This window comes from Amorphus sp. MBR-141 (assembly GCF_053628695.1).
Map to the genome: position 1 here is coordinate 107,865 of NZ_JBRJGW010000014.1, position 20,203 is coordinate 128,067.

At 66.7% G+C, this 20,203-nt stretch carries 15 protein-coding genes and 1 tRNA gene; 8 read left to right on the forward strand and 8 right to left on the reverse strand.

Going from position 1 to position 20,203, the window contains the following annotated elements:
• Nucleotides 1–4 precede the first annotated feature (4 nt).
• Nucleotides 5–922: a fumarylacetoacetate hydrolase family protein gene (locus ACSSVZ_RS18335; protein ID WP_453972171.1), complete on the forward strand. Its 918-nt coding sequence runs from the start codon at nucleotides 5–7 to the stop codon at nucleotides 920–922.
• Between the two features lie 31 nt (nucleotides 923–953).
• Here ACSSVZ_RS18335 and ACSSVZ_RS18340 read toward each other — a convergent pair whose 3' ends face one another.
• The gene (locus ACSSVZ_RS18340; protein WP_453972172.1) at nucleotides 954–1,655 is read right to left on the reverse strand and encodes a TetR/AcrR family transcriptional regulator; all 702 of its coding nucleotides are present in this window, start codon (nucleotides 1,653–1,655) and stop codon (nucleotides 954–956) included.
• A complete protein-coding gene (locus ACSSVZ_RS18345; RefSeq protein WP_453972173.1) occupies nucleotides 1,655–2,068 on the reverse strand; it encodes a YciI family protein in 414 nt (137 codons plus the stop codon). The genes ACSSVZ_RS18340 and ACSSVZ_RS18345 overlap by 1 nt, the downstream gene beginning before the upstream one ends.
• Nucleotides 2,069–2,629: 561 nt before the next feature.
• Here ACSSVZ_RS18345 and ACSSVZ_RS18350 point away from each other — a divergent pair.
• Nucleotides 2,630–3,607: an amidohydrolase family protein gene (locus tag ACSSVZ_RS18350; protein ID WP_453972174.1), complete on the forward strand. Its 978-nt coding sequence runs from the start codon at nucleotides 2,630–2,632 to the stop codon at nucleotides 3,605–3,607.
• Between the two features lie 133 nt (nucleotides 3,608–3,740).
• Here the strand turns inward: ACSSVZ_RS18350 and ACSSVZ_RS18355 are convergent.
• The 6 genes from ACSSVZ_RS18355 to ACSSVZ_RS18380 form a co-directional block, all read right to left on the reverse strand.
• A tRNA-Gln gene (locus tag ACSSVZ_RS18355) sits at nucleotides 3,741–3,814 on the reverse strand.
• A gap of 257 nt (nucleotides 3,815–4,071) precedes the next feature.
• Nucleotides 4,072–5,712, reverse strand: coding sequence for an ABC transporter ATP-binding protein (locus ACSSVZ_RS18360; RefSeq protein WP_453972175.1), 1,641 nt, complete (start codon nucleotides 5,710–5,712; stop codon nucleotides 4,072–4,074).
• A 3-nt stretch (nucleotides 5,713–5,715) separates the two neighbouring features.
• Nucleotides 5,716–6,582, reverse strand: a complete 867-nt coding sequence (locus ACSSVZ_RS18365; RefSeq protein WP_453972176.1) for an ABC transporter permease — start codon at nucleotides 6,580–6,582, stop codon at nucleotides 5,716–5,718.
• Complete coding sequence (locus tag ACSSVZ_RS18370) at nucleotides 6,579–7,529, reverse strand: ABC transporter permease (protein ID WP_453972177.1); 951 nt, start codon at nucleotides 7,527–7,529, stop codon at nucleotides 6,579–6,581. Before ACSSVZ_RS18370 ends, ACSSVZ_RS18365 begins: the two co-directional genes overlap by 4 nt.
• 31 nt (nucleotides 7,530–7,560) lie before the next feature.
• Nucleotides 7,561–9,045: an ABC transporter substrate-binding protein gene (locus tag ACSSVZ_RS18375; RefSeq protein WP_453972178.1), complete on the reverse strand. Its 1,485-nt coding sequence runs from the start codon at nucleotides 9,043–9,045 to the stop codon at nucleotides 7,561–7,563.
• 193 nt (nucleotides 9,046–9,238) lie between these two features.
• Nucleotides 9,239–10,513 carry an acetylornithine deacetylase/succinyl-diaminopimelate desuccinylase family protein gene (locus ACSSVZ_RS18380; RefSeq protein WP_453972179.1) on the reverse strand — a complete coding sequence of 425 codons (1,275 nt, stop codon included), beginning with the start codon at nucleotides 10,511–10,513 and terminating at the stop codon, nucleotides 9,239–9,241.
• A gap of 364 nt (nucleotides 10,514–10,877) precedes the next feature.
• On the opposite strand from ACSSVZ_RS18380, the gene ACSSVZ_RS18385 reads away from it, so the two are divergent.
• From ACSSVZ_RS18385 to ACSSVZ_RS18410, 6 genes are all read left to right on the forward strand, one after another.
• Nucleotides 10,878–12,110, forward strand: a complete 1,233-nt coding sequence (locus ACSSVZ_RS18385) for a porin (RefSeq protein ID WP_453972180.1) — start codon at nucleotides 10,878–10,880, stop codon at nucleotides 12,108–12,110.
• A 495-nt stretch (nucleotides 12,111–12,605) separates the two neighbouring features.
• A complete protein-coding gene (locus ACSSVZ_RS18390; protein WP_453972181.1) occupies nucleotides 12,606–13,775 on the forward strand; it encodes a porin in 1,170 nt (389 codons plus the stop codon).
• Nucleotides 13,776–14,049: 274 nt separating this feature from the next.
• Complete coding sequence (locus tag ACSSVZ_RS18395; RefSeq protein WP_453972182.1) at nucleotides 14,050–15,225, forward strand: porin; 1,176 nt, start codon at nucleotides 14,050–14,052, stop codon at nucleotides 15,223–15,225.
• 518 nt (nucleotides 15,226–15,743) lie between these two features.
• Nucleotides 15,744–16,976 (forward strand): porin, encoded by a 1,233-nt coding sequence (locus ACSSVZ_RS18400; RefSeq protein WP_453972183.1) that lies wholly within the window; start codon nucleotides 15,744–15,746, stop codon nucleotides 16,974–16,976.
• A gap of 803 nt (nucleotides 16,977–17,779) precedes the next feature.
• On the forward strand, nucleotides 17,780–19,018 hold the full coding sequence (locus ACSSVZ_RS18405) for a porin (RefSeq protein ID WP_453972184.1): 1,239 nt from the start codon (nucleotides 17,780–17,782) through the stop codon (nucleotides 19,016–19,018).
• A gap of 438 nt (nucleotides 19,019–19,456) precedes the next feature.
• Entirely contained in the window at nucleotides 19,457–20,146 is a 690-nt protein-coding gene (locus ACSSVZ_RS18410) for a BON domain-containing protein (protein WP_453972185.1), read from the forward strand.
• Nucleotides 20,147–20,203 lie beyond the last annotated feature (57 nt).

Genomic DNA, 20,203 nt, shown 5'->3' on the forward strand with positions numbered 1-20,203 from the left:
ACCCATGAGCGGATACAGGCTTCTGACCTACGACGCGGGCAACGGCCCGCGCGCCGGCGTCCTCGTCGGCGACACCGTCTACGACGTGGAGGCGGCGACCGGCCGCGCCGCGGACGCCACCGTCCTCGGCATCGCCGGCGACTGGGCGGCGGCGAAGGGCCGGCTGGAGACGATCGCCGCCGATCCCGGATCGGCCGGAGCGGGCCGGCCCCTCGGCGAGGTCCGGCTGCTGGCGCCGCTGCTCTATCCGGGCGAGATCTACTGCGCCGGGGCCAACTACTCCGACCACGTCGAGGAGATGGCGCGCGCACAGGGCCTGGAACTCGAGGCGGACCCGAAGTCGCGCGGCCTGACCTCCTGGCACTTCATCAAGGCCGGCCGCAGCGTGGTCGGCACCGGCGAGACGGTGACGCTTCCCTCACAGGGCGTCGACTGGGAGGCCGAGCTCGTGGCCGTCATCGGCAGGACGGCCAAGAACGTCTCGGTCGCCGATGCCCTCGATCACGTCCTCGGCTACACCGTCGGCAACGACCTGTCGGCCCGCGACCGCATGAAGCGCGAGCAGATCGCCGCCTCCTCGCCGTTCAAGTTCGACTGGGTGGCGCACAAGTCCTTCGACGGGGCGTGCCCGCTCGGGCCCTGGATCGTCCCGGCCGACGCCATCGCCGATCCCCAGGCCCTGAAGATCGGGCTGAGCGTCAACGGGGTGACCAAGCAGGCGTCCAGCACCAGCCAGATGATCTTCAGCCTGGCCGACCAGATCGCCGATCTGTCGGCCATCATCACCCTGCACCCGGGCGACCTGATCATGACCGGTACGCCGGCCGGCGTCGGCACGCCCAAGGGCGAGTTCCTGAAGCCCGGCGACGAGGTGCGGGTGACCATCGAAGGCATCGGCGAGATCGTCAACACGATGGCCTGACGGGCAGGTCGCCGTCCGAGGCTTGCGAGCCTCAGGCCTCGCCCGCGCGGGGCGCCGTTTCGGTGCCCCGCAGGAACACCTGGACCGCCAGGTCCACGGTGGCCGCCACGGTCTGCGGATTGGAGACGTCTTCGACGGAGACCAGCCGGGCGAGCTGGTGCTCGCCGGTCAGCATGTCGAGGAACAGGGTCGCGAGCCGGTAGGGATCGCCGGCGATCAGCCGCCCGGCGGCCTGCTGGCGCTGCACCCAGAGGCTGACGGCGGCGGAGGCCGAGCGCGGGCCGGCGTCGTAGAACACGTTGCCCACGTCCGGGAACTTCCTGCCGATCGACACCATCAGCCGGTGCTGCTCGATGGTCTCCGGCCTGAGCACGGTGTCGAGGAACGCCGTGCCGATCGTCCGGAGCTGGTCGGCGAGCGGGGCCGTCGGGTCCTCATGGGTGTCGAGGGCGCCGACGACCCGGGCGCAATAGGCCTTGATGACGGTGGCGAACAGTTCGTCCTTGCCGCCGAAGCGCGAGTAGACGGTGGCCTTGGACCCGCCGATCCGCTCGACGATGTCGTCGATGGTGACGTTCTCGTAGCCGCGCTCGATGAACAGCTGCGCCGCCTCTTCGATGATCTCCTTGCGCCGCTCCTCGGTGAAGCGGCCGCCGCGGCGCACCGGCCGTTTGGCCGGCGCTTTCCTGCGGACGGGGGCGGTTTCGGCTGCGGCGGTTCGCGGTGAGGCCATTACGTGCTCCGGACTATTCCGACCTTTATGTCGGACAACGAGATCGTGAGGTTGAGGGCCCCCTCCATGAGCCGCCAGAGGCGAAACTCGGCATCGCGTTGCCCGGCCTTGAAGAACGGCTCCTCAGACCAGATCTCCCGCGCTTTTTCCAGCGTTTGGACGTTGAGCACCGTCAGCCCGACCTGGCCGATCGCCCCATCCGCCTCGATCGTCGGGCCGGACAGGAACAGCAGCCCGCGCTTCTCCAGGTCGATCATGAAGTCCAGATGCTCCGACAGCAGCGGACCGACCTGGAAGCCGGGCCGCGGCAGCGATTCGATCACCACGACGTCGTGGTTTATCATCCCCTTCAGGCGCGCGAAGGCGTCCTCCGGGGCCGCCTTCGGCGCGGATGTCTTGCGAGCCGACTTCATCGTTTTATCCTCCCGGTCGTGCGCGTCACCCGCCGGTCGCCGCCGACCGGATTCGCGAGTTTGGTATACCGTACATTACAGTTTGCATGCGCGCACCAGCGCGCATTGGCGCAGGCGTGCGCGGCTTCATGCGCGTGCGCAACCGCGCACCCGGGGTGGGTGGGCAATCGCGCAGAAGTACCCCCCGAAAGCGCAGTTTGGTGCAGCTTGAATGGCGTTGCGGAGCCGGAAATTTCCTTGGCGTCGTCAAGTAATGTGCCGTTCCGTGGCCGTTTCGGTCCGGAATCCGCCATCCGGACCCGGCGCAACGTGCCCGTCCGCTGCGCAGAGCCTGCGCATTGGCGCGCGTTCGGCCCGATCGCGGCTCGGTGCGCACGGACCCGGGCCGGCGCCGGAACGCCCGCACGATCCCCGTTTGCGGGCGCTTTCGGGCGGACGGATCCGTGCGCATGTGCGCAAAATTAATTGCAAATGAGAATAAATCATCCTAGCGTCGATTGCGCAGACGACCGGCGGCGCCGAGCGAGCGCCCGGGACCACAACGACAAGAATGGGAAACGCATGCAGGGCAAGATTGCGCTCGAAGAGCACTTCGCGATCGAGGAGACGCTTCTCGATTCGGCCGGCTTCGTGCCGGAGGATCACTGGCGGGAACTGAGCGGCCGCCTGCTCGACGTCCACGACCGGCGGCTCGCCGAGATGGACGCCCACGGCGTCGAGATGATGATCCTGTCGCTCAACGCGCCGACCATCCAGGCGATGACCGATACGACGGCGGCGGTCGAAACGGCGCGGCGCGCCAACGACTTCCTGGCCGAGGCGGTGGCGCGGCGCTCGGACCGGTTTCAGGGTTTCGCGGCGCTGCCGATGCAGGACCCGGACCAGGCCACGCGCGAATACGAGCGCTGCATCAACGACTTGGGCTTCCGCGGCGCGCTGGTCAACGGTTTCACCCAGACGGCGCAGGAGGGCGCGGCGGTCTACTACGACCTGCCCCAGTACCGGCCGTTCTGGGAGGCGGTCGAGCGCCTCGGCTTCCCCTTCTATCTCCACCCGCGCAACCCGCTGCCCTCCATGGCGCAGATCTACGAGGGCCACCCGTGGCTGATGGGCCCGACCTGGGCGTTCGCCCAGGAAACGGCGGTGCACGCGCTGCGGCTGATGGGTTCCGGCCTGTTCGACGCCCACCCCGGCCTGAAGATCGTCATCGGCCACATGGGCGAGGGCCTGCCGTTCAACATGTGGCGCGTCGACAACCGCAACGCCTGGGTCGACACGACCCCGAAATATCCCGCGAAACGGCGCATCGCCGAGTATTTCCAGGAGAATTTCTGGATCACCACGTCGGGCAACTTCCGCACCCAGGCGCTGATCGCCTCGATGCTCGAAGTGGGTGCGGACCACATCCTGTTTTCCACCGACTGGCCGTTCGAGAACGTCGACCATGCGGCCGAGTGGTTCGATGCCGCGCCGATCAGCGAGGCGGACCGCCGCAAGATCGGGCGCACCAACGCGCTGGAGCTTTTCAAGCTCGGATAGGCGAGGGTCCCCGGGCGCCGCGACGGCAATCGGGCCGATCAGGCCGCGCTCCGGCGGAGGAAGCCGGAGCGCGCGCCGCCGAGCGGGCCATCACGGGTGCACCGGTGCGGACGGACGAATGAACATCTGAAGGTGGCTGGGGCGCCAGGATTCGAACCTGGGATCACGAGACCAAAACCCGTTGCCTTACCGCTTGGCCACGCCCCAATGCCGCGGCGCCCGGAGCCTCTTCCAACCAGATGGACGCATCCGGTCGGTCAGAAATGGCTCCGGAGTCAAACCCTTGAGCCATTCCTCCTCGGCCGGATCGTTCGAACCGAACGGGAGAGCTCTCGGTGCCGGGCCGGCCGGCCGCGCGGCGGCCGGCAGCTGTGTGACAGCCTTCTAACGAGTTGCCGGGCGCGCCGCAACGCCGGAGACGCAGCCGGCGGTGGATGCCGGCCGGGTCGCCGGCCAAGCCTCCGCTAACCTGCCGTGGGCGCACGCGTTCCGGCCTTGGCTGCGCGCCGTGCCAGCGCCCGCTCCAGCGACGGCGCAGCCTCGAGCAGCGCCCGCGTGTAGGCATGGCGCGGGGCGGCGAACACCTCGGCGGTGGGGCCGGTCTCGACGATCTCGCCGCCCTTCATCACGCAGACCCGGTCGGTGACGGCGCGCACCACCGTCAGGTCGTGGGAGATGAAGAGGAGCGCCAGGTTCATCTCCAGCCGCAGCCGGGCGAGAAGGTCCAGCACCTGGGCCTGCAGCGACACGTCGAGGGCGGAGACCGGCTCGTCGGCGACCACCAGCGCGGGCCGGGTGACGATCGCACGGGCAATGGCGATCCGCTGGCGCTGGCCGCCGGAAAACTGGTGCGGGTAGCGCTCGGCGTCCGCCGCCGACAGGCCGACCTGCTCCAGCGCCCCGACGATCCGCCGCTGCCGCTCCTCCGGAGCACAGGTGGCGCCGAGGAGATGCAGGGGCTCGCCGACGATCCGCGCGATGGTCTGGCGCGGATCGAAGCTGCCGTACGGGTCCTGGAATATGGCCTGCATGCCGGGCCTGAGCGCACGCAACGCCGCCGGCGGCAGTGCGAACAGGTCCTCTCCGCGGAACCGGACGGTGCCCGAGTTCGGCCGGTCGAGGGCCAGGATGGTGCGCGCCAGCGTCGACTTTCCGGACCCCGATTCGCCGACCAGACCGACGCTTTCCCCGGCCCGGATCGCCAGCGACACGTCGTGGAGCACCCGCGCCTGGCGGCGCGGGCCGAACAGGGACGTGCGGGGCAGGGGATAGGCCCGGTCGACGCCGTCCGCCGCCACCAGCACCGGCGCGTCGGCGGGCGGCGGCGGCACCGGGCGCGGCGCCGCGGTGGTCGCCGCGATCAGCCGGCGGGTTTCCTCGCTCTCCGGGGCATCGAACAGGTCCCCGGTGGCTGCCTCCTCGACGATGCGGCCGTCCTTCATCACCGCGATCCGTTCGGCGGTCTCCGCCACCACAGCCAGGTCGTGGGTGATCAGCACCAGCGACGCCCCGTCGGCCGCCGCGATGTCCTTCAGGAGGGCGAGGATCTGCGCCTGCACGGTGACGTCCAGCGCGGTGGTCGGCTCGTCGGCGATCAGCAGCCTCGGATCGGCCGCGATCGCGATGGCGATGACCACGCGCTGGCGCTGGCCGCCGGAGAGCTGGTGGGGATAGCGGTCCGGCCCAACGTGCTGGGAAGCCAGGCCGACGCGGTCGAGGAGCCGGGCGACCCGCGCCTCGATCTCGGCGCGCGAGAGGGGCAGGTGCAGGCGCACGGCCTCGGCGATCTGGGCGCCGATGGTGTGGACCGGATTGAGCGCCATCATCGGCTCCTGGAACACCAGGCCGACCCGGCGGCCGCGGATGCCGCACATGGCGCGCTCCGACATCGACAGCAGGTCTTCGCCGTCGAGACGGATCGATCCGGTGAGCCGTGCGCCCGCCGGCAGCAGCCGCATCACCGAGAGCGCCGTCATCGACTTGCCGGAGCCGGACTCGCCGACGATGCCCAGCGTCTCGCCGGCGCGCACCGTGAGGCTCACGTCGTCGAGGATCCGGTGGGATCCGATCGAAAGCGATAGCCGGTCGATGTCGAGCAATGCCACGGCCTATCTGTCCCGGTCGAGACGCGGATCGAGGACGTCGCGCAGGCCGTCGCCGAGCAGGTTGAGGCCGAGCACCGAGGCGACGATCGCCAGCCCCGGCACGATCGCCAGCCACGGTGCGATCGACATCAGCGTCTGGGCGTCGGCGAGCATCTTGCCCCAGCTCGGCATCGGCGGCTGGGTGCCGAGGCCGACATAGGAGAGGCCGGCCTCCGCCAGGATCGCCAGCGCGAACTGGATGGTGCCCTGGACGATGATCAAGCTCGCGACGTTGGGCAGGATGTGCTCCACGGTGATGCGCGCCGGCGTCTTGCCGGCGACCCGGGCGGCCAGCACGAACTCGCGGCCCCACAGCGAGCGGGCGGCGCCGCGGGTCACCCGGGCGAAGACGGGAATGTTGAAAATCCCGATCGCGATGATCGCGTTGATCGCGCCGGGCCCGAAGATCGCGGTGATCATCACGGCGGTGACGAGGGCGGGGAACGCGAACACCAGGTCGCTTCCGCGCATCAGGATGCCGTCGACGACGCCGCCTTCGGATGCCGCGACGAGCCCGAGTGGCACACCGGTGCCGAGGCCGATGGCCACCGCCACGACGGCGACGCCGAGCGAGTTTCGCGCCCCCACCAGGATCATCGAGAACACGTCCCGGCCGAACGCGTCGGTGCCGAGCCAGTGGATGGGGCCGGGGGCCTGCAGCCGGTCGCGTATGACGACTTCCGCCACCGGAAACGGCGTCCAGACGAGCGACAGGAGTGCTCCGCCGATGAGGATCGCCGTCACGATCGCCCCGATCAGGAACGACGGGTGGCGCAGCGCGCGCGCCGCGATGCCGCGCCGGGACGAGACGATGAGGCTCGCGTCGCTCATCGGCCCGCCAGCCGCAGGCGCGGGTCGACCGCGGCGTAGGCCAGATCGACGAGGAAATTGACGATCACCACAGACGCGACGAGGAGCACGGTCAGGCTCTGGACGACGACCAGGTCGCGCTGGGCGACGGCCTGGAAGATCAGCCGTCCGAGCCCCGGCAGGTAGAAGACGTTCTCGATGATGATGGTGCCGGCGATCAGGAAGGCGAACTGCAGGCCGAGGATGGTGAGCACCGGGATCAGCGCGTTGCGCACGCCGTGGCGCCAGACGGTCGCCAGGAAGGGGAGGCCCTTTGCCCGCGCGGTGCGCATGTAGTCCTCGTGCAGCACGTCGAGCAGGGCCGAGCGCATCACCCGCGCCAGGATGGCGGCCTGGGGCAGGGCGAGCGCCACGGCCGGCAGCAGCAGCGAGCGCAGCGCCGCGACCGGCCCAGCGTCCCAGCCGGCGAAGCCGCCGGCCGGCACCCACTGCAGCGTGATGGCGAAGAGATAGACCAGCAGGATGCCGAACCAGAAGTTGGGAATGGCGATGCCGAGCTGGGCAAAGCCCATCACGGCGGAGTCGGGCCAGCGGTTGTGGGCCGTCGCGGCCACGGTGCCGAGGGGGATGGCGATCGCCGTCGACAGGATGAGCGCCATCAGAGCCAGCGGCAGGCTGACCAGCGCGCGGTCGGCGATCAGTCCGGCCACCGGCACGCGGTACGTGTAGCTGATCCCGAAATCGCCGGTGAGCATGCCGCCGATCCACTGCAGGTAGCGCACCAGGGCGGGGGCATCGAGGCCGAGCTCGGTGCGCAGCGCGGCGACGGTGTCGGGCTGGGCGTTGACGCCCAGCATCAGGCTCGCCGGATCGCCCGGCAGGAGTTCGAGCACCGCAAAGACGACCATCGTCGCGACCAGGATGGTCGCGACGAGGCCTCCGAGCCGCCGGATCAAGAAGAGGAGCACGGGCCTGTCCGCTCCGGCTGCCGTGCGGTCCTCACTGCGCCCAGTAGGCGTCCGTCAGGTCGTTTGCCTGGATCGGCGCGTTGGCCCAGAGGCCCTTGAGGTCCTTGTTCCAGACGCCGGCCTTGGGGAGCTGGAACAGGAAGCCGTTCACCGCGTCCTTGGCAATGGTCTCCTGGGCCTGCCGATAGAGCGCGTTGCGGTCGTCCGTGGCTGCTTCGGCGGACAGCTTCTCGATCACCGCTTTGAACTCGGGATTGTCGTAGCCGAAATAGTAGTCGTCACGGGCGTAGATATCGATGTCGAGCGGTTCGGTGTGCGAGATGATCGTCATGTCGAAGTCGTGGCCCTTGAACACCTCTTCCAGCCACTGGGCCCATTCGAGCGGGATGATCTCGACCTTGACGCCGATCTTGGCGAGATCGGAGGCGATGATCTCGCCGCTGCGCCGGGCATAGGTGGTCGGCGGCAGCTTCATCGTCGCCTCGAAGCCCTCGCCGTAGCCGGCTTCGGCGAGCAGCGCCTTCGCCTTCTCCAGGTCGAACGGGTACATGCCGGTGAGGTCTTCGTAGGCCGGATGATGGGGCGCGAAGTGGGAGCCGATGGGCGTGCCGTAGCCGAACATCGCGCCGTCGATCACCGCCCGGCGGTCGATCGCGTGGCTGATCGCCTGGCGCACCTTCAGGTCGGAGAACGGCTTGTTGCGGTTGTTCATGGCGAGGATCGTCTCGCCCTCGGTCGTTCCGACGACGACATCGAAGCGCGGATCGGCCTCCAGCTGCGGCAGGTTCTCGGTGGCCGGGAAGCTCGGATAAGCATCGAGGTCGCCGGCCAGCATCGCCGCCAGCGAAGCGGCCGGATCGCCGATGAACTTGAACGTCGCACCGGAGAGCTTCGCGGGCTCGCCCCAGTAGCCGTCGAAGCGCTCCAGCACCACGCTGTCGCCCTTCACCCAGCGCACGAACTTGAAGGGACCCGTGCCGACCGGATCGGTCTTGTTGGCATCGGCGGTTTCGGGCGCCACGATGACCGCGTCGCCCCAGCCGAGGTCGAACAGGAAGCTGCCCGCCGGCTTCGACAGGTGGACCTCGACGGTGGTCGGATCGACGACGGTTACCGTGTCGATCGGCTCGAAGATGCGCTTCTGGGCATTGGTGGACTCGTCGGCCTTGGCGCGCTCGAAGGAGAACTTGACGTCCTCGGCGTCGAAGGTCGTGCCGTCCTGGAAGGTCACGCCGTCTTGGAGCTTGAAGGTGTAGGTGAGACCGTCATCGGAGATGGTCCAGCTTTCCGCCAGCCCCGGCTTCACCGTGCCGTCCGCGTCGACGCGGGTCAGCCCCTCGAACACGTTCTGGTAGACCACCTCGTCGATCGCCGCGGCCGCACCTGCGGTCGGGTCGAGATGGGGCGGCTCGAGCCGCATGCCGATAGTGGCCGTGGTCTTCTGGGCAAGCGCCGGTCCCGAGAGGGCAAGGGCCAGCACGAGTCCGGTGGCAAGGGCGTGGAACGGTCGTCGCATCGCGGCTCATCCTTCCTCTGGATCTGGTTCCGTTCGGGCCGAAGCGGGCCGAACGGCAAGGGCATGCTCAGGCGGCGAACCCGGCCCGCCGTCCTCCGGGAGGGCGCGGTCGCGCCACCGGGTTCGGCTCGGGGCCTTCAAGGCGATCCTGTGCCGGCGGCGTCGGTGCGGGCCGGGCGACCTCCATTCCTGCTCAGGCCCTGCCGGCGGTCAACAGTCCATGTGCAGCGAGCGCCATCACCCGGGCGGAATCCACCATGTCCTCGATGCCGACGTACTCGTCGGGCTGGTGGGCGAGGTCCAGGATCCCCGGCCCGTAGGCGATGCAGTCGTGCAGATGGCCGATGCGGGCGATGTGCTTCTGGTCGTAGGTGCCCGGCGAGATGACGTACTCCGGCTCCTTGCCCAGCACCGTGCGGATCGCCTCGGCGATCCCCAGCACCACCGGCGCGTCGCGGTCGGTCATCGTGGGCAGGGCCTCGAAGAGATCGCGGATGGAGTAGCGGAAGTCGGGGCGCGACGCCGCGAGCCGGTCGAGGAGGCCGACCACCTCGGCCTTCACGGCCTCGATGGGCTCCTCGATCAGAAACCGGCGGTCGATCACCAGCCGGCACGAATCCGGCACGCAGGCGCTCGGCAGCCCCTCGTAGTCCTCGTCGAGGCCGCCGTGGATGGAGTTGATGTTCAGCGTGGAGCGCCGCGCCCCCTCCGGGACGATCGGCATCTCGGTGCGCCGGCCGGCGAGCGCTGGAAACAGTTCCGCCTCGAAGGCGCCAAGCACGGCCGCCATGTGGCGCACCCCGCAATCGCCCAGGAACGGCATCGAACCGTGGGCGATCCGCCCTTCGGTCTCGATCTCCGCCCACCAGACGCCGCGGTGGCCGAGGCAGATGCGGTCCTTGTTCAGCGGCTCGGGAATGATGACGTGGTCGACGCGCGGCCTGGAGAAGAAGCCGTTGCGGGCGAGATGGGCGACGCCGCCGAAGCCGCCCGATTCCTCGTCGACGGTGCCGGAGATCTCCAGCGTGCCCGGCAGGTCCGGGAACGCCTCGATCAGCGCCTCGACGGCGATCACCGAGGCGGCGAGCCCGCCCTTCATGTCGCAGGTGCCGCGCCCGTAGATGCGCCCGTCGCGGACCACCGGCTCGAACGGCGGCGTCGTCCATCCGTGACCGGCGGAGACCACGTCGATGTGCGAGTTGAAGTGCACGCACGGCCCGGGCCGGCTGCCCTCGCGCCGGGCGACGACGTTGACGCGGGGATAGCGGTCGCTGTCGCCGGGGGTGTCGTGGCCGCGGATGTAGGCGACCTCGAAGCCGCGCCGGCGCAGCCGCTCGCCCAGCAGCTCCGCGCAGGGCGTGTAGGCGTCGCCCGGCGGATTGACGGTGGGGATGGCCACCAGGTCGCAGGTCAGCGCGACCAGGTCGTCGCGCTTGTCGGCGATTCGGGAGTAAAGCGTTTCGAGCATCGAATCGTCCGCGAATCCTGAGGGTCGGCAGCATGGGCGCGCCGCGCCGCCCACTCTAGTCGAATGGACCGCCCGCTTGAAACGGCCGCGCCGGCCGATGCCGCACGCGCGGCTGTGTCTTCTGCGCAACGGGCGCAACAGAGTTAACAAAAACCTTCAGAAAATGCCCCGAACGGCGGCCTCGGGGGCCGTCTGGTTAGGAACTGTTAACCATAACGGCGCGAGATACGCAGCATGGCTCATGTGTTCGACCTGTGCCGATCCGGATTTCCGGGTCGGTCGGATGAGCCCAAAAAAACACTGAGGCGTCTAGGCGACCAGCGGCCGGTCCACCGTCTGCAACCATGAGCTTGGAGTTAAGACTATGAAGACCAACATCCTGATGCTCGGCGCCGCGGCAACCGTCGCCTGCGCCACAGGCGCCAACGCCGCCGATCTGCCGGTCGCCCCCGAGCCGATCGACTACGTGCGCGTCTGCGACGCCTACGGCGCCGGCTTCTATTACATCCCGGGCACGGATACGTGCCTGAACATCGCCGGCCGCGTCCGCGCGGAATACCGGGTGTTCGACTACGATCGCAACTTCCGCGCCGGCAGCGACAACGACGTCCACGACCGCAACTTCGACAGCACCGAGTTCCGCGCCCGCGCCTACGTCTACATGGATTCCCGCACCAACACCGAGTACGGCCTGCTGCGGACCTACACGAACATCTACTTCACCAACGACAACGGCGACGGCACCACTCTGACGATGGATGACGCCTACATCCAGTTCGGCGGCTTCACCTTCGGCCGTGGCCAGTCGTTTTACGATTTCGCGAACTACGCGACCTACGCTTCGGTGTTCACGCCGCAGCTGTCGGACCAGAAGATCAACCACGCGGCCTACACCTTCGCCTTCGGCAACGGCTTCTCCACGTCGGTGTCGATCGAAGACGCCGAAGAGCGCCGCACCGCGATCGGCGGCGACTACGGCGTCGGCTACGGCGGCACCAAGTATCCGGACCTCGTCGCCAACATGCGCGTCGATCAGGGCTGGGGTTCGGCACAGCTGATGGGCGCGCTCCACCAGGTGTGGCCCGGCTACAATTCGGGCGGCCCGACCGCCTCGAGCAAGGTCGGCTTCGCCGCCGGTGCCGGCGTGGTGGTCAATCTGCCGTTCGGCGTGAGCACGCAGATGAACCTGACGGGCACCTATGCCCAGGGCGCCACCGACTACGCGTCCTCCGACATCTCCGGCTTCTATTCGCCGCGCGGCTTCCTGGTCGAGGCGACGGACGCGACCTACAACCCAGCCACGCAGGACATCGAGACGGCGCAGGCCTGGTCGGTGTCGGGCGGCATGGGCACGCAGGTGAGCCCGGAAATCGGGGTTGCTGTCCAGGGCGCCTACTTCAACCAGGAAGATCAGGTGGACGGAAACAACTCGTTCTCCAACGTCGACCTGCAGGGCGACGTCACCTACTCGCCGGGCAACATCTCGGGGTTCGAGATGGGTGTGGGCGTCGAGTATCGCTACGTCGACCCGAACGAGGCGACGGCGCCGTCGGCCAATGCCTACGCCGGCTATTTCCGCGCTCAGCGCACGTTCTAGCCATCTCGATGACCGGCCGGCGACGTCCGGTCATCATATAAATTTTCTTCGAATCTGACTTGAGACCCCGCTGGATCACCGGCGGGGTCTTTTGTTGTCAAGTTGACCTATCGAACTTCCATGTGAAGTTCCCATGAATGTTTTCAGAAGGTGAGATAATTGCGTCATATACGGCGCCGCGGCATAGAAGAGCTCGATATGCCGTTTGGCTAATCTCCAAAATTTGCTTTGGAACAATTTGAAATTGTTGTGTTTTCGCCACATGGGCGCGGGAATGCGTCTCGTCCCAGGTGCGGCGCAGCATTTTGCGATTGAGGTGCGGGGCCGGATGCATAGTCTCGATCGCAACTGGTCAGCCCGTCCGAATCTCCGGACCACCGGCACCGATCGACGATGCGGCGGTACGACCCCAGAAGAGCCCACAGCTCCACAGGCCCGTATTCCGCTTTCAACCAGTCGGCGTCGCCGCCGACCTTCCGTACCTGGAGTATTGCGATGTCCGTGAAATCCCTCCTGCTGGCATCCGCCGCCGGTGTCATGGCCGTGTCCTCAGCCCAGGCCGCCGACCTGCCGGTCGCGCCCGAGCCGATCGACTACGTCCGCGTCTGCGACGCCTTCGGCGCCGGCTTCTATTACATTCCCGGCACCGACACCTGCATCTCGGTGCGCGGCCGGGTGCGCGCCGAGTATCGCTACTTCGACGCCGATCCGATCACCCATTCCCGCGACGAGGACTCCACCCAGTTCCGCGCCCGCGGCTACATCTACATGGACTCGCGCACGAACACCGAGTTCGGCCTGCTGCGTGCCTACAACGAGATCTACGTCACCTACGACTCGCCGGGCGGCACCGCCATCGACCTGGAGAATTCCTTCATCCAGTTCGGCGGCTTCACCTTCGGCCGCACCCAGTCCTTCTACGATTTCGTCGCCTATCCGACCTATGCGTCGGTGTTCACGCCGCAGCTGTCGGACCAGCGCCAGAACCTCGGCGCCTACACCTTCGCCTTCGGCCAGGGCTTCTCCACGACGCTGTCGCTGGAAAGCGCCGAGGAGCGCCGGATCGGCATCGACGGCACCTCCTACGGCGGCACCAAGTATCCTGACCTCGTCGCCAACGTGCGCATCGATCAGGGGTGGGGTTCGGCGCAGGTCATGGGTGCGCTGCATCAGGTCTGGCCGGCGTACAACGCGTTCGGCACCACGCCGGACAGCGAGCTCGGCTTCGCCGTCGGCGGCGGCGTGAGCGTCAACCTGCCGTTCGGCACCGATGTGACCGCCAACCTGTCCGGCGCTTACACCCGTGGCGCGGTGGCCTACGCCACGTCTTCGGCGGACGGCCCGGACATCGAGGACGCCGTTCTGGACACGGCCGGCGATCTCGAGCTCACCTCGGCCTGGTCGATGTCGGGTGGCTTCGGCTTCGCCTTCACCCCGACCGTCAGTGCGGCGATCCAGGGCGGCTATCTCGACTACAAGAACGACGCCGCCTCGGCGAACGACTTCAAGAACTACGACCTGCAGGGCAACGTGTCCTGGACGCCGGTCGACGGGCTGCTGTTCGGCGTCGGCGTGGAATACCGCTACGTCGATGTGGACGCCGCGTCCGGCTTCAGCGACGAGGACCTCTGGGTTTCCTACTTCCGCGCTGAGCGCACCTTCTAGAATCGGTGGATGGGGGAGGGCGCCGACCGGCCCTCCGCACCCACATCGCAAGCGCTACGGAAAGCCCGCCGGCGACGGCGGGCTTTCTCGTTTGCGCGCGCCGCGACGCGCCGACGACAGCCACGCGCACGAATCGTCATGTAGGATTGCTAGCGTCTGGTCGAGCCGAAGGCTGTCCGAGGGCTTTCGCAGGTCCGTATCCAGGCCGCCGCGACACGCGATGGTTCAGGCATTGAACGCGTGTTCCCGGTGGAGTCGAAGGAGTGGTGTGTTGATGATCAAGTGTCTTGTTGCCGGCCTTGGGGCCGGCTTTCTCTTGTCGACCGCGGCGCAGGCCGCGGATCTGCCGGTCGCGCCGGAGCCGATCGACTACGTGCGCGTCTGCGATGCGTTCGGCGCCGGCTTCTACTACATCCCGGGCACGGACACGTGCATCTCCGTCCGCGGTCGGATCCGCACCGAGTACCGCTACTTCGCCAGCGAGTACGCCGATCACGCGCGCGACTACAATTCCACGAGCTTCCGGGCCCGCGGCTACATCTACATGGACTCGCGCACCAACACCGAGTTCGGCCTGCTGCGCGCCTACAACGAGGTGCGCCTGACCATCGACAGCCCCGGGTCCACGAGCCTCTCGCTGGAGCATGCCTTCGTGCAGTTCGGCGGCTTCACCTTCGGCAAGACGCAGTCGTTCTACGACTTCCTGGAGTACACGACCTTCGCCTTCGCCTGGGTCCCGAGCGTCGACGACACCAAGACGGCCGTCGCCGCCTACACCTATGCCTTCGGCAACGGCGTCTCCAGCACGCTGGCCATCGAGACGAGCGACGTCCGCCGCACCGGGATCGGCGGCTACGCGCCGGACTACGGCGGCACCAAGTATCCCGACCTCGTCGCCAACGTCCGGATCGACCAGGGATGGGGCTCTGCCCAGGTGATGGGTGCGCTGCACCAGGTCTGGCCGGGCTACAATGCGTTGGGCGCCACGCCCGACAGCGAACTCGGCTGGGTCGCCGGTGCGGGCGTGAACGTCAAGCTGCCGTTCGGCTCCGGGGCCAGCATCAACTTCCAGGGCAGCTATTCCCAGGGCGCGGTGGACTACGTTTCCTCGCAGCCGACCAGCCCTACCGGCGACGTCTACGACGCCTACCTCGACGCGTCGGGCGGGCTGGATCTCTCCACTGCCTGGTCGTTGTCGGGTGGGTTCGGGTTCGACCTGACGCAAACGGTCGAGGTCAACGTGATGGCCGGCTATCTGGATTACCAGAACGACGCCTGGTCCGACGACGACTTCAAGAACTACGACCTGCAGGGCAACCTCACCTGGTCGCCGGTCGCCGGCCTGCTGATGGGCGTCGAAGTCGACTATCGCTACGTCGACTCGTCCTCGCCGCTTTATGACGACGGCAGCGTCTGGGCGGGGGATTTCCGGGTTCAGCGCACCTTCTGACGGCGCCGGCTGAGCCAGCCGGCTGACCGCAGCCACCGAACACCAGCATCCGAGCGCGCCTTCCGAAAGGGCGAGGGGGATCTCCCCCTCGCCCTTTCTCGTTGATTCTCGCCTCCGGTGGGGCCCAATCTCGCCAAGATGATGTCGCAATATCAAAGATAACGCTGGACGGAAAAATATTCCGGCGCATTTGTTGATGTATTAAATTGGGTCGTTCCGTTTCCATTTCTTCGTCGGAAATCGATCGATCCTCGCGGATTCACGGGACGAATCGCCCATTGGCAAGTCGATGCCGATTTCCAACCGATTTTCGGATAAATTTCCGAACGGAGTCTATAATTTATTGTGGTATTTTGATCATAGGAGTCTGCGATATCTTCGATACAGTTTCAGCTGACCGGGTCGCGAATACCCGGCAGGGGCGTGCGTTCCACGTCCCAAGGAGTGGGGCCTGCCGAGGCGGGCCGCGAGTAAACTGGTCAGCGTCCCGGTCGGGACGGAGCTTGGAGTTCCCGAAAATGCTGAAACGTTTCCTTCTGGGCGCCGCGGGTGGCATTCTGGCGGTTCCGGCCGTCCATGCAGCCGACCTGCCCGTCGCCCCGGAGCCCCTCGACTATGTTCGCGTCTGCGACGCGTTCGGGGCGGGCTTCTATTACATCCCCGGCACCGACACCTGCCTGTCGGTTCGCGGCCGTGTCCGCGCCGAGTACCGCTTCGGCGAGAGCGAACTGGCACAGAACTACGGTGCCCACTGGCGAGACATGAACTCGTCGCAGTTCCGTTCGCGCGGCTACATCTACATGGACTCGCGCACCAACACCGAGTTCGGCCTGCTGCGCGCCTACAACGAGATCTGGGTGACCTACGATTCCACCGGCCTCTTCGGCTTCAACGGTGACGGCGGCGGCTCCTCGCTGTCGCTCTGGAACTCGTTCGTCCAGTTCGGCGGCTTCACCTTCGGTCGGACCCAGTCGTTCTACGACTTCGTTTCCTACCCGACCTGGGCGTCCGTCTTCTATCCGCAGCTCTCCGATCAGCGCCAGAACCTCGGCGCCTACACCTTTGCCTTCGGCAACGGCTTCTCGACCTCGCTGTCGGTTGAAAGTGCCGAGGATCGCCGCAGCGACATCGAAGGATGGGGCTATGGCGGCACCAAGTACCCGGATCTGGTTGCCAACGTGCGCATCGACCAGGGGTGGGGCTCGGCCCAGATCATGGGCGCGGTCCATCAGGTCTGGCCTGCCTACAACTCGAGCGGTTACACGCCGGAGAGCGAAGTCGGCTGGGCCGTCGGCGGTGGCGTGAAGGTCAACCTGCCGTTCGCCGCAGGTGCCACCGTCAACCTGCAGGGCGCCTATTCGAAGGGCGCGTTCGCCTACGCCTCGACCGGCGCCACCGGCCCGGGCAATGCCTACGGGTTCACCGGCGGCAACGGCGGCTACGACGCCGTGCTCGACGCGTCCGGCGATCTGGAGCTCTCCGAGGCGTGGACCGTGTCGGGTGGTCTCGGGTTCGCGGTCACGCCGACGCTGACGGTGGCGATGGCCGGCGGTTACCTCGACTATTCCAACGACGCCAATCCGATGAACGACTTCAAGAACTACGACGCACAGGGCCAGATCGTCTGGTCGCCGGTCGAAGGCCTGATCATGGGCCCGGCCATCGAGTATCGCTACGTGGACGCCGACGACAGCGCCTACGAGGACGGCAGCATCTGGACCGGCCTGTTCCGCGTCCAGCGCACGTTCTAAATCACGCAGACTTCGGGTCGCCTTGACCCGAAGTCCTGAACCGTCACCGGTTCTCGGACTTTGGAGCGGAATGCGGCCGGAACCGCCGCGCCCATTCCGCTCCCTCCTTCTCGCTGTACCCGCGCGAGCGGGCGTGCCTCCACCCTGGCATTAGCCTGCAGGTCTTGAGCGCCGATCGCCCTTCACGGGCGGACGTAACCCGGCAGCGCAGATGACGACCGTCTCGCCCAGGGCTGCCAGCCACGGGCCGCTAAGGGCAATGCCTGGCGGTAGCTTCCCGGATAGCCCCCCGGAGCGGGCCTTGTCCGGATCCCCGACTGCCGCCGCGGCGTGCCGCAGCCAAGTGCCCGGCTCTCCCTGCCGGGACCGCTGCCGATGGCGGTGGTCCGCGAGTCAGCGGATTGGTGTGCAAATTCGCAACACCTTCGGCCTAACCCCCCGCTGAAGCCGAGATTTCCGGCCATCCTTTATTGATTATTAAGAGAATCTGAGGTCGGGACCGCTCGAATCGCGGTTTTTGACGCCCTCCACCCCTCCGATTGTGTCGTCGATGCAACAGCGAATTACAAATGCGGGTCGGGAATGGCGCCGAACGCATGGTTGCGATTGAACCGGCAGGGCTAATCGATATGGTCACCCTGCAACCGGTCGCTGGCCGGGAGTGACTTGAGAGCCGGCAACGAAACACGAAGTTTCAACAACGGTAACTCGGGTCGATCAGGGATAGGCCGATTGAAACCAACGGCCGCAGTCTTTGGGTCAATTAGGTCAGTCTCTTATCTGACAAGCTTGGAGGTCAGGACATGAATATGAAGAGCATTCTCTTCGGTACCGCTGCCGGCGTGCTGGCAGTGACTGGGGCCCAGGCCGCCGATCTGCCGGTTGCTCCCGAGCCGATCGACTACGTTCGCGTCTGTGACGCGTTCGGTGCGGGCTTCTACTACATCCCGGGCACGGACACCTGCCTTTCGGTTCGTGGTCGTGTGCGCGCCGAATACCGCTTCGCCGAGAGCGAGTTGGCGCAGAATTACGGCGCCCACTGGCGCGATATGAACTCGTCGCAATTCCGGACGCGCGGCTACATCTACATGGACTCGCGTACCAACACCGAGTTCGGTCTGCTGCGTGCCTACAACGAATTCTGGGTCACCTACGACTCCACCGGTCTGTTCGGGTTTTATGGTGACGGTGGCGGAACCTCGCTCTCCCTCTGGAACTCGTTCATCCAGTTCGGGGGCTTCACCTTCGGTCGCACGCAGTCCTTCTTTGACTTGGTGGCTTGGCCTACCTGGGCGTCTGTCTTTACACCGCAGGCATCTGACCAGCGCCAGACACTCGGAGCCTATACCTTTGCCTTCGGTAATGGGTTCTCTACGTCGCTCTCACTCGAAAGTTCCGACGATCGTCGCAGCGATATCGATGGCTGGGGCTATGGCGGAACGAAGTATCCGGATCTGGTCGCGAACATGCGCATTGACCAGGGGTGGGGCTCGGCTCAGGTCATGGGTGCTCTGCACCAGGTGTGGCCGGCCTACAACTCCTTCGGCACCACGCCGGAGAGCGAACTCGGCTGGGCCGTCGGCGGTGGCGTGAAGTTCAATATGCCATTTGCTGCGGGCGTCACTCTCAACCTTCAGGGTGCTTATACCAAGGGCGCCTTCGCATATGCCACCTCGAGCTCGAACGGACCCGGCAACGACTTCGGCTTCACCGGGGGCGCGGGTGGTTATGATGCGGCAATCGATTCGACTGGCGATCTGGAGCTGTCTGAAGCTTGGTCAGTTTCGGGTGGTCTCGGCTTTGCGGTCTCTCCGAATTTGAGTGTTGCAGTTGCCGGTGGTTATCTCGATTACTCGAACGATGCTAACCCGATGAACGACTTCAAGAACTATGACGCGCAGGGTCAGATTGTCTGGGCGCCGGTCTCCGGTCTATTCATGGGTCCAGCGATTGAGTACCGCTATGTTGATGCCGATGATTCCTCTGCTTATGAGGACGGCAGCATGTGGGTTGGTTTGTTCCGCGTGCAGCGCACCTTCTAATACTGGACGATCCTCGGATCTTCCTGAGGGACCCGGCGGGCAACCGCCGGGTCCTTTCTTTTTGTAGGGGTCTTTGTCGGTGGCCCGAGGTCATCGTGACCTGGATGGGAGACCGGTCGGTCTGCCGTGGCTCCCTCCCGGGAGCCATTTCGCGTTCTAGGCGGGAGTTGGCGATCGCCGACGGCCAGTGGATGCGTACCGTCGCGAGCTCGCGCTTCGGCTTCGATCCCGCTTTCGGCCTTCGGATCGAACCGACCCGAAGCCAGTGTGCTCCGTGGAGCCTGGCTCGGCTGCGCGACTTGCCCGCCCCGGTCGACGGCTCGTGCGATACGATCCGGGAAACCTCCAAATTTGGCTGCACTTCGACAGGGTCTAGGATAGGGTCCCGTTCAAGTTCGGCAGTGGTTCAGGCTGGGGAGTGATCTCATGTTTCGTTGGGTGGTCGCGGCGATCGTCACCATCGCGGTTCTCGTCGTTGTCGGGTCGCTTGGCGATCGGGCCGCGACCGATACGGAGCTGGCCGTTCGGATCGGCGATCGGCTTGCCGCCGAGGGGATCGGCTGGGTTGAGACCGAGGTGACGGGCAGGAACGTGCGGATCGTCGGCGGCGCGGCCTCTCGCGAAGAGCGCGACAAGGCGCTCACGGTGGTCCGATCGACGCCAGGCGTGCGTGAAGTGACCGACGAGACCGAGGTGCTTGCCGCCGCGTCGCCTTACGGATTTGCGATTGCGCGCCAGGCCGACGCGACGATCGTCAAAGGTCATCTTCCGAATTCCCAGTCCCTGCAGCGGATAAAGCAGGAACTTGCGGCGACGTTTCCGACCGGCCTCGACGATGCCGGCCTGGACGCGGCGAGTGGCGCGCCGGCCAACTTCGTGACGGCGGTCGAGGCCACCATCAGCGCTGCTGAACTGCTGGCCACGGGGACGGCGTCGATCGACGGTACCATCGTCAAGGTCGAGGGGGTCGCCAACGACGAAGACGATTACGAAGCCCTGACCGCCGGCGGCAAGATCACCGTGCCGCAGGGATACACGCTGGCCGTCGAGAAGGTCGCGAAGCCCGACCCGGTTCCTGCCGGCGACGGCGGCGCCACGGCCGGAGACGGAGCGCCCGCCTCGCAGTAGATTTCGCCCGGCGCATCCGGGCTGAAAACCGTCATGATTTCAACGAGTCGGGGCGAA

Bases quoted from the DNA above. Each gene is read 5' to 3' on its own strand.
- ACSSVZ_RS18345 (WP_453972173.1), bottom strand. From the start codon at position 2,068: ATGAAGTCGGCTCGCAAGACATCCGCGCCGAAGGCGGCCCCGGAGGAC.
- ACSSVZ_RS18395 (WP_453972182.1), top strand. From the start codon at position 14,050: ATGATCAAGTGTCTTGTTGCCGGCCTTGGGGCCGGCTTTCTCTTGTCG.
- ACSSVZ_RS18400 (WP_453972183.1), top strand. From the start codon at position 15,744: ATGCTGAAACGTTTCCTTCTGGGCGCCGCGGGTGGCATTCTGGCGGTT.
- ACSSVZ_RS18365 (WP_453972176.1), bottom strand. From the start codon at position 6,582: ATGAGCGACGCGAGCCTCATCGTCTCGTCCCGGCGCGGCATCGCGGCG.
- ACSSVZ_RS18380 (WP_453972179.1), bottom strand. From the start codon at position 10,513: ATGCTCGAAACGCTTTACTCCCGAATCGCCGACAAGCGCGACGACCTG.
- ACSSVZ_RS18375 (WP_453972178.1), bottom strand. From the start codon at position 9,045: ATGCGACGACCGTTCCACGCCCTTGCCACCGGACTCGTGCTGGCCCTT.
- ACSSVZ_RS18385 (WP_453972180.1), top strand. From the start codon at position 10,878: ATGAAGACCAACATCCTGATGCTCGGCGCCGCGGCAACCGTCGCCTGC.
- ACSSVZ_RS18340 (WP_453972172.1), bottom strand. From the start codon at position 1,655: ATGGCCTCACCGCGAACCGCCGCAGCCGAAACCGCCCCCGTCCGCAGG.
- ACSSVZ_RS18405 (WP_453972184.1), top strand. From the start codon at position 17,780: ATGAATATGAAGAGCATTCTCTTCGGTACCGCTGCCGGCGTGCTGGCA.
- ACSSVZ_RS18335 (WP_453972171.1), top strand. From the start codon at position 5: ATGAGCGGATACAGGCTTCTGACCTACGACGCGGGCAACGGCCCGCGC.
- ACSSVZ_RS18390 (WP_453972181.1), top strand. From the start codon at position 12,606: ATGTCCGTGAAATCCCTCCTGCTGGCATCCGCCGCCGGTGTCATGGCC.
- ACSSVZ_RS18350 (WP_453972174.1), top strand. From the start codon at position 2,630: ATGCAGGGCAAGATTGCGCTCGAAGAGCACTTCGCGATCGAGGAGACG.